Genomic DNA, 13067 nt, shown 5'->3' with positions numbered 1-13067 from the left:
ATGGGTCCCGTGCTACGTATCGCCCTAGTCCTCTCAGCTTTCACGGTTCTCCTTTTTGTTGTAAGAAAGCTGAAGACCTCACAGTTTCAAAACTCCGATTCGATGTATTGGCTCTTTTTAAGCGCCTGCCTTCTGTTTTCTGCACTGTTTCCTAAGGCAATTTACACGCTTTCGGGGCTTCTTGGAATCCAATCACCATCTAACTTTGTCTTTCTTGCTGTTATTGCAATGTTGTTAGTTAGAGAGTTCACTATTCAGGTTCAATTGACTCAACTTCGCACTAAAGTCACATTGCTTGCACAGGAAATCGCCCTTCGTGACTGCAAAACAAACCGAGCGGACAATCAGGATCCCCAATAGGTTCTAAGCTGAATCAACAGTGAGCACAGCATGAACACGGTGCCGCCCAAAGATGACGCGATACACGCCAACGTTACGCCAGTCATTTCAAGCTTGAAGATAAAGGGGAGACAAACAATAGACAATGCAAGGGCAACCATATTGCCCAGAAATGTTGCACGAAAATTCCTGATAGCCATCAAGAGGTCATTAATGAACCACATATATCCAGTTACCAGTGAAAGAAGCACCAACGGAAAAAGCAAGTAGCCAAATCCAGACATCTTGGAGCCGTACACAAGAACGAGCACCGGCTCACCAAGCATCATCACACCAAGGGAACACACTAAACCCAAGACAACAATTCCTGCTGTGGCCTTAGACAGCAACGCGGTAAAGCCTGCCTTATCTTGATTTGCATAACGCTCAGAGAAATAACCCAACAAAGGGTTGTAGATATAGGATGCCCCGGTTTGAATCAAGGCAACCGGAGCCGCTGCCGCCGCATATATTCCAAGAGCTGCATCTCCATGAATCACAGCGAGAAACTGCCTTGGTATGGATAAGGCTGCAGCGGCTGCTATGGAAGCGAGAACGATCGGAAAACAGCGAAAAACAAGGTGTCGGACCTTCGAGATGGATATGCCAAGAGAAATCGGTCCGAATTGCCTGACGCGCGGCCAGTCGTACACAATGCCAATAACGACAACGGAAAGCGTCATGGCAACGATTGACCATTCCAAAGATGCAGAATAAGCGAAAATCGCGATGAATGAAAGGAGCGATGCAACTCCCTGCAACGCAAGGGATTGGCCAATATAATCCATTCGGTGGTTTCGCTGGTCACATGCATGAAATACATCCAGGACCAAACACACCGACTTATAAACAGCATAAAGTAGTATCGCATTGAGTGCGCTTGAGTCGCATGTGACAACAGCGTAAGTCATGCAGAGAAAAAGGGCGACACCGTTTGTTATGAATCTAAACGACAGATACTCGCCCGTTGTATTCTCATTCTCAACATCAGTTACCTGATAGGTGTACATGCGATACTGGCCGATTGGCGCGAAGATGTTGTAAACAGACATAGCGAGCGAGAAGATTCCAGCCGCCTCATAGCCGGAACCCATGCGAACGATAAGAATGGTCACAAGCCATTGACACGCAAGATTCGTTAAAGAGCCGAACGAATTCCACAACATATTTGCTTTCAATGAAAGCTGTTTAGCAGCCACACAGCCCCAATCATCTCTTTTTTAGACGAAATACTCCCGTTACAGCAAGAATGAGCTATTCCGCGCGCCCTACGAAATGAACGCAGCAACTACATTAGTCAAAATTTTCTTGCGGAACGGCTGGGATATCACTGCAGCAGAAAAAACCCTTGTAGTCGCGCGAACCCTATCGGCGCGAGACCCATGCCCCAGCATTACATTTAGATCGGCAACGGCAGAACAATATCGCACATCATCAGCAGCCCTCCATTTTCGCTCAACTTCACTGCCAAGCGCCCTCTGCGACACCACGCGATGATTTCTATATTCTCTCGTCAGGATGTCTTGCACCAAAAACTGTCTGTATTGATTGTTTCTAGATACGCTTCCCGTAGAAAGCGTGTAATCGAATAGACATTCCGGGCAATTTCCTAGCGAGTATCCGGCAAGCACCGCGCGAATTAAAAAGTCGAGGTCCTCCGCAAGAGGAACTTGACGATAACCAAGCGAGAAGACCTCCCTTTTTCCGAGCCAAGTTGGATGCATAACGCAATTCTTGTAAGCAAGCGCTTTTTTAATCGAGTCCGGCTCGACAGGCAGGCGGTCCTCCTTGTACAACAGGTCGCCAGACTCTGAACAGACATTCATATAGCACCCAATGAGGTCCAGTTGATTTGTAAGCAAATACTCTAATTGCCGCTCGACACGCAAGGGATGAGAAAAATCGTCGGCATCCATGCGACACACATATGGAGCATCGATGCTAGATAGCGCAAGATTGAGTGAGCGCGAAAGCCCCATGTTTTCAGGATTAACAATCAGGCGGCTAGCAATGGGAATGCGATCCAATAAGCTTTCAACACAATCAATAAGCGCCCTATTGTCAGGATCATCGGCAACGACGACCAGATTTATATCCCTGTATGTTTGCTTGGCAATAGAATTAATAGCGCGCTCGACGGCGGATACATGCTCCCTATAGATAGGCAGCAACACGGCAACCGAATTATCGTGAGCATAAAACGGCATGAAAGAAACCCCCGACTATGTCTACTTGAAACAACCAACCGACAGTACGGCATCACTCAACGAACGTGCGTCGCCCTACATGACCCGCTGCGCAAAAGTGAAGTATTGAATAGTTTGCAAATCGTTCAAAGCTTCTTCGTATGGACTCTCCTCTTGGAGCTCATAAGTGAAACCATCCGCCCCGCGATAACCGACAAAGTTAACCCAATCAATCTGAGACCCAAGAACAAGCTGGGCTTTTTGATAGTCGGACAACGGAGCCCCCATGGTATAAAGAACCTGCGCGGCTAACTGTGAGGCGCTCGTATCTACGACCGACAGATCGCTTAACGAGGAAGCAACGTCGTAGTTTGCCCAAACCATATAATGGGTCTGATAGGTTCTCATTTGGTGGGCAAAAGCTCCTTCATCCGGATGCAACGCATCGTTGACGCCCGCCGCAATGTTTGGTTGATGGTCTCCAAAGAAAATGAGGACAACGGGGCGATCGATCCGCTTAAGTTCTTCGACGAAATCCCGTAAATCGCGATCAGACGCCTCTATACACGTAAGATATGTGTTCAACTCCGCAGCAAGGCTTGAGTCGCCGAGCGAATTTGGAGCCCAATCAACCATATCTTCAGCAGGAACCGTATCCGGTGCATATCCACCGTGGTTTTGCATGGTCACATCAAAGACGAATTGAGGTGCGGCGCGACATCTCAAGAGGTCCAAGATCTTGTCATAGGTAGATTTATCGGATGCGCCAACATGGTAGGTATCGGCATCAGCAAATTCCTCGATATCAAGGAATTGCTCGAAGCCCATGCGCTGGTAATTAGATGAACGATTGTAGTTTTCACCACTCATAGGGTGAATTGCAGTCGTATCGTAACCATTGGCGGCAAATTGACCAGGAAGACTCTCCACATCAGTAAAGTCATACAATTGATAGGGATATTTGTAGCTACCTAGGAATGCGGTAGAGCTGCCCGTGAGGAACTCGAACTCCGTATTCGCCGTTGCGCCGCCAACAACGGACGTCATAAAGGCGCCCCGACCAAGTACATCGGCAAGCGAATTGAAAAACCGAGGGCCCTCATACCCTTGGTCCGCAATTTCATTATGAAGCGAGAAATCGGAAAAGCTCTCATTCATCACTACGACAACAGACGGACGCAGCAGTTCATACTGTTCAGAGGATGCCTGCCTCCGCGGGCTTGCGCCAAGAGTCCGATCATAGTCTTCCACAAGGGCATTAATTGTATTCTCGGCCTTTTCGTCTGAGTATCCATCTGGCAACGGAATTTTCAAATCCTGCATCATTTCAATAAAGCCAGTTAAAAATCCCTGCTTTCTATATGTCTCCACAGGGAGCCACCTGTCAAGCGGGGAGCCAAGGACCTTCTCAAAGTCCATCGAAGCACAAACCCCCCAAAGTCCAAGAAACAGGACAAATGCCAACGAGCAATTCAAGACCACTCCGGCAAAGCTTTTGTTACCGACAGGATCTCTATGTGAGATGAGAAGAGAAAGTAGGCTAAGGCAAAGCGAACATGCACAAATCGCGTACATGTTACTTTGGCTAAGTATGAACATATATCCAGAGCTAACCTCAGCAGCAGTGCCCAAAACAAGCAAATCGCTCGGAAGAATAGCCGTCCCCTTGAAAAGCAAAACAAAATGCTGGGCAATTCCGAATCCAAGGGCAGCAACGGGCACCAAAGAAGCCAGTGCCCCACCGCGTTGACCAAGATAATACAAGGCAGCAATCGCCATTAACATTAGAACAAACGAGACAAAAAAGTATTTAGGCGCAATCGCGATACCATTCCCGAGCCAGGCGTAGTCGAGATACCAGGTCGAGATTGCAGCAACTACAACTAAAATAAACAAACTATACGATGCTCTGACAACTCGATTATGTCGCGAAATATCACTCAAGACCTTATTGATAGGACGACGGCAGATAAGTGGAATGAACGCAAAGACCGGCATCAGAAGGGAGAACGCTGCGAAGTCGAGCGGACCAAAAGCAAACTCAACATTTCCCAAATAATTCCAGATGGCTATAAACAAGGACACGACTGCAGGCGCCAACGACCAGGCGATGTCGCCATAGGGAACATGCACCCCGTGCCTATGTGCTCGCACAGTGGTATATAAAATCATGGCGACGATGACAACGGCGCTCGATAAAGGAAGCACCGAAAGCAAGGGGCTTGCAACTTGGCCCATAATCACTCCGCGTTCTATTGGTTTGCCTCGTTCTTTAAAACTCTATTACAGCCCAAAAGACAATCCAAACAAAAGATATGGAGACGATTAAAAGAAACACAAAGGTTGATTGGCCAACACGGTGCCTTACAACTCGACATCGAGCTTGATCTCCGGCACGTGCGCAAGCTCGGCGAGGGTCACGCCGTCGACATAGGCGTCGATCGTCTCCTCGAGACCCGTCCAGAACTTCACGGTTGAGCACAGGTCGCTACGCCCGCATGTCCCATCGAGCCCCTCGCACGCAACGGTCGAACGCTCGCCCTCCGCGGCACGCAGGATGTCCCCGGCGCGAACCTCGGCCGCAGGCTTGGCCAGCACGTAACCGCCGCCCTTGCCTCGCACGCTCCTCAACAGCCCCGCGTTCATGAGCGGGCGCACCAGCTGCTCCAAATACTTGAGAGAAATCCCCTCGCGCTCTGCAACCTCGCGCAAGGAGACCTTGGTCTGCGGACGAGGCGCGAGGGCCTCACGCGAAACGGCATCCGCACTGATGCTCTCCCCCACCGGATCCCCGCCGATGGCTGCGATGTAAATCATCAACTTGAGCGCATAGCGGCCCTTAGAGGAAATGAGCATGGACGAACCCCTTGCGGTAAACGATGTGGAGCAACACGAGCACCGACGAAACATCGGCATATTCTCCCAGAAATCGGCTATCATCGTATCGTTAATCCGAGTGAACTTCTAGAGTTTAGCGCGGATCGCACACCGGCCGCGCGCCCTGACGCACGCGCCGCAACCGCGCCCGCGCGTCTCGAAAGGATTTGATATGAGCGCAACACCCCTGCTCAACATCGCCGGCCTCACCGCCTCCGTGGACGAAAAGACCATCCTCCAGGGCATCGACCTCGCCGTCGGCGCAGGCGAGACCCACGTCCTCATGGGCCCCAACGGCGCCGGCAAGTCCACCATGGGCCACGTCATCATGGGCGACCCGGTCTACACCGTGAACAAGGGCACCATCACCTTCGACGGCGCCGACATCACCGGCCTCTCCCCCGACAAGCGCTCACGCGCCGGCCTCTTCCTCTCCTTCCAGGCCCCCGTCGAAATCCCGGGCGTGCCGCTGTCCAGCTTCCTGCGCGCGCAAATCGCCGGCCGCCCCGGCCTTGAGATGAAGGGCAAGGAGTTCCGCCGCCGCGTGAAGGAGCTCGCCGCCGAGCTCGACATGGACACCGCCTACCTCAACCGCGAGCTGGGCGTGGGCTTTTCCGGCGGTGAGAAGAAGAAGGTCGAGATGCTGCAGTTGCTGCTGCTCCAGCCTAAGCTCGCCATCCTGGACGAGACCGACTCCGGCCTGGACGTCGACGCCCTCGGCGTGGTCTCCCGCGGCATGGACGCTTACCGCAAGAGCACCGACGGCTCGCTCGTCATCATCACCCACAACACGCGCATCCTCGAGCATCTCGAGGTCGACCGCGTCCATGTGATGGTCAACGGCCGTATCGTCCGCGAGGACGACGCCTCCCTCATCCCCTGGATCGACGCGAACGGCTTCGATTCCTTTGAGCGCGAGGCCACCGCACAGCTCGCCGCCGAGCAGGCTGCCCAGCCCGCACCCGCCGTCGACCCCGTGCGCGCCGCCTCGATGAACCTCGGCGCCGGCATGGTGCAGTCCCTGCGCGCCACACTCGACGCGAATGGCGCCACCTGCGGTTCCGCCGACAAGCAGTAAGGGGCACGCGATGGCAAAGAACCGCACCGAGGTTGCGGATATCGATCGCAGCCTCTACGACTTCTCTTACGGCGAGGAGGGCTTCGAGCGCCTGGACGCCGGCCTCACGCCCGATATCGTGCGCGAGATCTCCGAGCGCAAGAACGAGCCCGCCTGGATGCTCGAGCGCCGCCTCAAGTCGCTCGAGATCTACCACAACACGCCCAACCCCACCTGGGGCCCGGGCATCGAGGGTCTGGACATGGATCACATCGTGACCTACGTCAAGCCCAACACCGACCAGAAGAACGACTGGGAGTCCGTCCCGGACGACATCAAGGACACCTTCGAGCGCCTTGGCATCCCCGAGGCGGAGCGCAGCTACCTCGCGGGCGTCGGCGCGCAGTACGACTCCGAGCTCGTCTACCACAACATGCAGGACACCGCCGCCAAGATGGGCATCGTCTACTCCGGCATCGAGGAGGCCCTGCAGGTCCCCGAGTGGGAGGCGATCATCCGGAGCAAGTTCATGACGCTCATCCCACCGACCGACCACAAGTTCGCCGCCCTGCACGGCGCGGTGTGGTCCGGCGGTTCCTTCGTCTACGTGCCGAAGGGCGTCAAGCTCGACTTCCCGCTGCAGAGCTACTTCCGCCTGAACGCTAAGGGCGCCGGCCAGTTCGAACACACCCTCATCGTGGTGGAAGACGACGCGGACCTGCACTTCATCGAGGGTTGCTCCGCGCCCAAGTACAACGTGGCCAACCTGCATGCGGGTGCTGTCGAGCTCTTCGTTGGCAAGCGCGCGCACCTACGGTACTCGACCATCGAAAACTGGTCGAAGAACATGTACAACTTGAATACCAAGCGCGCCCGCTGCGAGGAGGAGGGCGAGATCGAGTGGATCTCGGGCTCCTTCGGCAGCCACGTGGGTTACCTCTACCCTATGAGCGTCCTCGCGGGCCGCAAGAGCCGCTCGAGCTTCACCGGCATCACGTTCGCCGGCACCGGCCAGAACCTCGATACCGGCTGCAAGGTCGTGCTCGGCGCGCCCGACACCACCGCCACGGTGGAGACGAAGTCGATCTCCAAGGGCGGCGGTATCTCCACGTTCCGCAGCTCCATCGTGGCCACCCCGGCCGCCGAGGGGGCCGCGGCGAGCGTCTCGTGCCAGTCGCTCATGCTCGACGACATCAGCCGCTCGGACACCATCCCCGCGATGGACATCCGCGCCAAGAACGTCGATATCGGACACGAGGCGACCATCGGCCGCATCGGCGACGACAAGGTCTTCTATCTCATGAGCCGCGGCATCTCCGAGGAAGAGGCCCGCACCATGATCGTGAACGGCTTTGCGAACCCCGTTTCCAAGGAGCTCCCGCTCGAATACGCCGTCGAGATGAACAACCTGATCAAGCTCGAGATGGAAGGGGCGATCGGATAATGAAGATGCCAGGTATGACTATCCGCCATGCGTCCGCCATGCCCGCCCCCACCTGGAGCTGGCTCAAGATGAACGACGTCACGATTCAGATCCCCGACGACCTCGAGCGCAACTGCCAGGTCGAAATCGAGGCGGGCGACACGCTCGATAACACCACCAGCTTCGAGGGCTCCGTCGCAGCGCTCCAAGAGCGCATCGACAGCGCACGCACGGACAAGCCGGCCGATGAGCGTGCCATGATCACCGCCGCCACTGGCGCCGACCGTGGAGCCGAGGAGCTCGACATCCCCGCACTCTCAACCTACGAGCATCGCGCCGTGCTCTCCGAATTCGCTTGCGACATCGCAAACGATTTTGAAACCGGCGTGGGCGCCGACATGCGCGCCTACCTCAACTTCCTTGCGGGCGGCACCGCCGTGCTCGCCACCGAGGAGGGTGAGGAAGCCGAGGCCACGATCCGCGTCACTACGCACGAGGGCGAGGCTTCGGGCGCCAGCATCGACATCGTCGCGGCGCCCAACTCCACCTTCTCCATCGCGCTCTCCCTCGACAGCGACGCCGATGCCCCCGCCTTCATGGGCTCCACCATGCGTGTGTTCGCCGGTGCCGGCGCACGCGTCGACATCACGGTGTACCTCACCGCGAGCGATGCCGTCACCTGCGTCGAGGACTCCGGATTCGTTCTGGACGAGGGCGCCCGCGTGAATGTGCGCCATGTGGTCCTGGGTGGCGGCTTCACCGCCACCGGCCTCGCGGCCGACCTGCGCGGCGACCGCTCCCGCATCGACGTCGACACGAGCTATCTCGCTTCGGGCACCCAGCAGCGCGACTTCAACTACATCATCCGTCATCGCGGGCGCAAGACCGTCTCCAACATGGATGCCAACGGCGTGCTCACGGGCACGTCCAAGAAGTGCCTGCGCGGCACCATCGACCTCATCCATGGGGCCAAGGGCGCCGAGGGCAACGAGCGCGAGACCGTGCTTTTGGCAAGCAAGGGCGTGGACAACAAGACCGTTCCGAACATCCTGTGCGATGAAGATGATGTTGCGGGCAACCACGGCGCCACCATCGGCCACGTGCGTCCCGAGCAGCTCTTCTACGCAGCCTGCCGCGGCCTCTCCCAGGAGCAGACCGAGGCCCTGTTCCTTTCCGCAAAACTCGAGGACGCCGCACTGCAGGCGCCCAACGACGCCGTGCGCGCCAACGTCGTGCGCCTCGGCAACCAGATCATCCCGCATTTTGAGGAGGAGATCGCGTGATCGACACCGAGAACGTGACGTGCGACACCTGCACAGCTCCGTCTGAATTCGTCTTCGATGCTTCCGACGAGGTCAGCCGTGGCTGGCCGCGCGTCGATATCGAGCTCAATCCCTTCAAGGGCGACTTCCCGCTGCTCGCTCAGCACCCTGAACTCGCCTTCCTGGACAGCGGCGCCACCGCTCAGCGCCCCGCCTGCGTGCTCGAGGCGCAGAAGACCTTCTATGAGACGATGAACGCCAACCCGCTGCGCGGCCTGTACTCGCTCTCCGTCGAGGCGACCGAGGCCATCGCGAAGGTCCGTTCCCAAATCGCCGAACTCATCGGCGCCGTGGACGAGCGCGGTCGCGCCCGCGCAAATGAGATCGTCTTCTGCCGCAACACGAGCGAGGCCCTGAACATCGTGGCCAAGGGCTTTGCCCCGCATGTGCTCGACCCCGGCGACGAGGTTGCCATCTCCATCATGGAGCACCACTCCAACCTCATCCCCTGGCAGCAGGTCTGCCGCGAGACCGGCGCGAAGCTCGTTTACCTCTACCCAACCCCCACCGGCCAGATCACCGACGACGAGATCGCCGCCAAGATCGGCCCTGCGACCAAGATCGTCTCCTGCGGACACGTCTCCAACGTGCTCGGCGTGGAGAACCCCATCGCCAAGCTCGCCGCGGCCGCTCACGCCAACGGCGCCTACATGGTGGTCGACGCTGCGCAGTCCATCCCCCACATGGCCCTCGACGTGCAAAAACTCGGTGCCGATTTCCTGGCCTTCTCCGCTCACAAGGCGCTCGGCCCCATGGGCGTCGGCGTGCTGTGGGGTCGCATGGACCTGCTCGACCGCACCGACCCGGTCTACACCGGCGGCGAGATGATCGACTCCGTCACCGAGCAGGGAGCCACCTGGGCCCCCGTGCCCGAGAAATTCGAGGCCGGCACGCAGGACGCCGCGGGCATCTACGCCACGGGCGTCGCGCTGGACTACCTCGTGAACAAGGTCGGCTACGACGCGATCGCCGAGCGCGAGCGTGCACTCGTCCACTACGCCATGAGCCGCATGGTCCAGCTCCCCTTCGTCGACATCGTCGGGTCCATCTACTGGGACCAGCACCATGGCGCCATCAGCTTCAACGTGCGCGGCATCCACCCGCACGACGTCGCCAGCATCATGGACATGGACGGCGTGTGCATCCGCGCAGGCCACCACTGCGCCCAGCCGCTGCTCACCTGGCTTCAGGTCGAGAACCTCGCCTGCTGCCGCGCCAGCATCGCCTTCTACAACGACAAGTACGACATCGACCGTTTCATCGACTCCCTGAACCATGTCTGGAGTGTCTTCCACAACTAGTCGCACGAACACACCTCAATTTAGGGACAGTCCCTAAATTGAGGTTTTCGGTACACGAAAGGACCCGATCATGGGAAACCTCTACGGCTCCGCCTCCTTCATGGAGCACAACACACATCCCGACTACAAGTACGAGATGGATGCGCCCACGCACACGCACGACGGCATCAACCCCAGCTGCGGTGACGAGCTCACGCTCTCGCTGCGCGTGCGCGACGGCGTAATCGAGGAGGCGGCGTTCACCGGTCACGGCTGCGCCATCTCCCAGGCATCGGCCGACATCATGGCCGAGCTCATCACCGACGAGACGGTCGAGGAGGCCAAGCGCCTCTCGGGCCTTTTCCTCGCTATGATCCGCGGCGAGGAGCTCTCCGAGGAGGACTACGAGGACCTCGACGAGGCGGCCCAGCTCAAGGACATCTCGCACATGCCGGCGCGCGTGAAGTGCGCCGAGCTCGCCTGGCGCACCCTCGACGGCATGCTCGACGCCTAGATCCCTTCCACGCCCCCTCGATTTGGGGACTGTCCCTAAATTGAGGGGGTACAAGGCGCCCGCGCTTAATTCACCCGTCCCCGTTTGCGACCTCGCTGAACCAAGGTGGAGATGATCCAGCAGATTACGACATACTTTTCCGAGCATGGGGCCGAATGGGTCCAGATGGTCATCGACCATCTCGCCATCAGCGGCATGGCACTCGCCGCGGCGCTCGCTATCGCGGTCCCACTCGGAATCTTGTGTTCCCGGCACGCATGGAGCGAACGACTCGCCACCGGGACAGCTGGGGTCCTTCGCGTGATCCCCAGCCTGGCGATTCTCATCATCTGCGTACCATACCTGGGCGTGGGCACCGTACCCGCAGTCGTGGCGCTCACCATCCTCGCCATCCCGCCCATCCTCATCAACACGGCCGTCGCGTTGAGGAGCGTCCCCGCCGATGTCATAGAGGCGGGAGTCGGCATGGGCATGAGTCCGCTTCGTCTCTGGCTCACCGTCAAGGCGCCGCTCGCCTTCCCGCTTGCCTTCTCCGGCGTCCGCACCGCCGCCTCCGAAATCATCGCATCCGCAACGCTCGCGGCGTATATCGGAGCGGGCGGCCTGGGTATCCTCATCTATACCGGGCTCGGAGCACTCCGCAACGATCTGCTCTGGATCGGCGGCATCTCTGTCGCCGCACTCTCGTTGATCGTCAATCGCGCGCTCGCCATGGTCGATCGACGCATCCGCGCGTACGAACGCGTCGGCTCATCCGCCCGCTGATGCTACGGACGGCCCTCGTTCCCGCTCACCGGCCTCGGTGTGGCATGACCAACCGGCCGCCCGCCAACGTGAGAGCCGCCCACAGATCAGCCCTTCTAATCAGGCACGTGCCATTCCCTCCGAAAGGACCATCATGAACACCACAATCACCCGTCGCAGCGCTCTTGCCCTATGTGGCACCGCAGCGCTCTCATTCCTGGGCGCCTCGTCCCTCTCCGGTTGCGGAAACTCCAAAGGCAGCGAGAACGCCATCACAGTCGGCTCGAAGGCCTTCACTGAGGGCGTCATCCTCTCCGAACTCTACGCTCTTGCCCTGGAGGACGCGGGATTCAGCGTCAAGCGCTCGTTTGAGATCTCGGGCTCACTCATTCACACCGCCATCGAAAACGGCGATATCGACCTGTACCCCGAATACACGGGCACCGGCCTCATCTCCGTCCTCAAGATGGACCCCCTGACCGACCCCGAGGAAGTCTACGAGACCGTTAAGAGCGCTTATGCCGATCAGTTCGACCTCGTATGGCTGAACAAATCCGAGGCCGCCGATGGCCAGGGACTTGTGATTCGCACCGAGTCCGCAAAGAAGTACGGGATCAAGACCATCTCCGACCTGCAGGCCCACGCCGAAGACCTGCGCTTCGCCAGCCAAGGTCAGTTCGATGAGCGCTCAGACGGCCTCCCCGCCCTCGAGGCCACCTACGGCCCCTTCGACTGGAAGGCCTCCGCGATTTACGACGAGGGCCTGAAGTACGAGGTGCTACGCAACGACGAGGCCGACGTCACCCCCGCTTACACCACCGAAGCCCAGCTCACCGACCCCGCCTTTACGATGCTCGAGGATGACAAGCACGTTTGGCCGCCCTACAACGTGGCCCCCGTCGTGCGCGCCGAGGTCCTCGAGGCCAACCCCGGCATCGCCGAAGCGCTCGATCGCGTGAACGCCGCCCTCACCACCGAGGAGCTCACGCGCCTCAACGCCCGCGTTGACATCGACAAGGAGGATTACGAGGACGTCGCGAAGGACTTCTACGCCTCCATGTCGTAGCTGATATTCGAGGGGTCGAGCTTTTTCGTACTCATTCGGGACTTTGCAAAGTACAAGCCCTTTTCAGCACTCTCCCACCTGGGGTTTTGTTGCTGCAAATACCCCTCTACTCAGCGAAATCCAAAATGAGTACGAAAAAGCTCGACCCCTCCCCAGCCGTGTCGCAAAACACCGCGCTCCAGGCTCAAAATGGGTAGTAGGAGTACGAAAACCCTCGAGC

Annotated in this window: 12 protein-coding genes; 8 read left to right on the top strand and 4 right to left on the bottom strand. The window is 58.1% G+C overall.

All coding sequences use genetic code 11. The annotated features are described in order from the left end of the window. Nucleotides 1-360: a DUF2304 domain-containing protein gene (locus FY258_RS03125; RefSeq protein WP_118103040.1), complete on the top strand. Its 360-nt coding sequence runs from the start codon at nucleotides 1-3 to the stop codon at nucleotides 358-360. Here FY258_RS03125 and FY258_RS03120 read toward each other — a convergent pair. From FY258_RS03120 to FY258_RS03105, 4 genes are all read right to left on the bottom strand, one after another. Next, nucleotides 345-1577, bottom strand: a complete 1233-nt coding sequence (locus FY258_RS03120; protein WP_147350713.1) for a lipopolysaccharide biosynthesis protein — start codon at nucleotides 1575-1577, stop codon at nucleotides 345-347. The two genes, FY258_RS03125 and FY258_RS03120, sit on opposite strands and share 16 nt — an antisense overlap. A 69-nt stretch (nucleotides 1578-1646) precedes the next feature. Continuing rightward, nucleotides 1647-2585, bottom strand: a complete 939-nt coding sequence (locus FY258_RS03115) for a glycosyltransferase (protein ID WP_118103036.1) — start codon at nucleotides 2583-2585, stop codon at nucleotides 1647-1649. A gap of 75 nt (nucleotides 2586-2660) precedes the next feature. After that, nucleotides 2661-4802: a sulfatase-like hydrolase/transferase gene (locus FY258_RS03110; RefSeq protein ID WP_118103034.1), complete on the bottom strand. Its 2142-nt coding sequence runs from the start codon at nucleotides 4800-4802 to the stop codon at nucleotides 2661-2663. A gap of 126 nt (nucleotides 4803-4928) precedes the next feature. After that, nucleotides 4929-5420, bottom strand: coding sequence for an RrF2 family transcriptional regulator (locus FY258_RS03105; protein ID WP_118103032.1), 492 nt, complete (start codon nucleotides 5418-5420; stop codon nucleotides 4929-4931). Nucleotides 5421-5613: 193 nt separating this feature from the next. Between FY258_RS03105 and sufC the strand changes: the two genes are divergently transcribed. From sufC to FY258_RS03070, 7 genes are all read left to right on the top strand, one after another. Beyond that, a complete protein-coding gene (gene sufC, locus FY258_RS03100) occupies nucleotides 5614-6519 on the top strand; it encodes a Fe-S cluster assembly ATPase SufC (RefSeq protein WP_118103030.1) in 906 nt (301 codons plus the stop codon). A 10-nt stretch (nucleotides 6520-6529) separates the two neighbouring features. Next, the gene (gene sufB, locus FY258_RS03095; protein ID WP_118103028.1) at nucleotides 6530-7942 is read left to right on the top strand and encodes a Fe-S cluster assembly protein SufB; all 1413 of its coding nucleotides are present in this window, start codon (nucleotides 6530-6532) and stop codon (nucleotides 7940-7942) included. Between the two features lie 14 nt (nucleotides 7943-7956). Continuing rightward, a complete protein-coding gene (locus FY258_RS03090; RefSeq protein WP_259324422.1) occupies nucleotides 7957-9204 on the top strand; it encodes a SufB/SufD family protein in 1248 nt (415 codons plus the stop codon). After that, the gene (locus FY258_RS03085; protein WP_182279390.1) at nucleotides 9201-10544 is read left to right on the top strand and encodes an aminotransferase class V-fold PLP-dependent enzyme; all 1344 of its coding nucleotides are present in this window, start codon (nucleotides 9201-9203) and stop codon (nucleotides 10542-10544) included. Before FY258_RS03090 ends, FY258_RS03085 begins: the two co-directional genes overlap by 4 nt. Nucleotides 10545-10614: 70 nt before the next feature. Then, on the top strand, nucleotides 10615-11037 hold the full coding sequence (gene sufU / locus FY258_RS03080; RefSeq protein ID WP_118103025.1) for a Fe-S cluster assembly sulfur transfer protein SufU: 423 nt from the start codon (nucleotides 10615-10617) through the stop codon (nucleotides 11035-11037). A 111-nt stretch (nucleotides 11038-11148) separates the two neighbouring features. Further along, nucleotides 11149-11802 (top strand): ABC transporter permease, encoded by a 654-nt coding sequence (locus FY258_RS03075; RefSeq protein WP_118103023.1) that lies wholly within the window; start codon nucleotides 11149-11151, stop codon nucleotides 11800-11802. Between the two features lie 133 nt (nucleotides 11803-11935). Further along, a complete protein-coding gene (locus FY258_RS03070) occupies nucleotides 11936-12847 on the top strand; it encodes a glycine betaine ABC transporter substrate-binding protein (protein WP_118103021.1) in 912 nt (303 codons plus the stop codon). The last annotated feature ends 220 nt before the right edge of the window (nucleotides 12848-13067 follow it).

This window comes from Collinsella intestinalis, from assembly GCF_902364775.2.
Taxonomy (GTDB): Bacteria; Actinomycetota; Coriobacteriia; order Coriobacteriales; family Coriobacteriaceae; genus Collinsella.
The sequence above is the reverse complement of the archived record's forward strand: the minus strand, read 5'-3'. Positions and strand labels throughout refer to the sequence as shown.

Coding starts and splice junctions, on each gene's coding strand:
- FY258_RS03105 (WP_118103032.1), bottom strand. CDS start 5,420: ATGCTCATTTCCTCTAAGGGCCGCTATGCGCTCAAGTTGATGATTTAC.
- sufU (WP_118103025.1), top strand. CDS start 10,615: ATGGGAAACCTCTACGGCTCCGCCTCCTTCATGGAGCACAACACACAT.
- FY258_RS03125 (WP_118103040.1), top strand. CDS start 1: ATGGGTCCCGTGCTACGTATCGCCCTAGTCCTCTCAGCTTTCACGGTT.
- FY258_RS03115 (WP_118103036.1), bottom strand. CDS start 2,585: ATGCCGTTTTATGCTCACGATAATTCGGTTGCCGTGTTGCTGCCTATC.
- sufB (WP_118103028.1), top strand. CDS start 6,530: ATGGCAAAGAACCGCACCGAGGTTGCGGATATCGATCGCAGCCTCTAC.
- FY258_RS03090 (WP_259324422.1), top strand. CDS start 7,957: ATGACTATCCGCCATGCGTCCGCCATGCCCGCCCCCACCTGGAGCTGG.
- FY258_RS03070 (WP_118103021.1), top strand. CDS start 11,936: ATGAACACCACAATCACCCGTCGCAGCGCTCTTGCCCTATGTGGCACC.
- sufC (WP_118103030.1), top strand. CDS start 5,614: ATGAGCGCAACACCCCTGCTCAACATCGCCGGCCTCACCGCCTCCGTG.
- FY258_RS03110 (WP_118103034.1), bottom strand. CDS start 4,802: ATGGGCCAAGTTGCAAGCCCCTTGCTTTCGGTGCTTCCTTTATCGAGC.
- FY258_RS03075 (WP_118103023.1), top strand. CDS start 11,149: ATGATCCAGCAGATTACGACATACTTTTCCGAGCATGGGGCCGAATGG.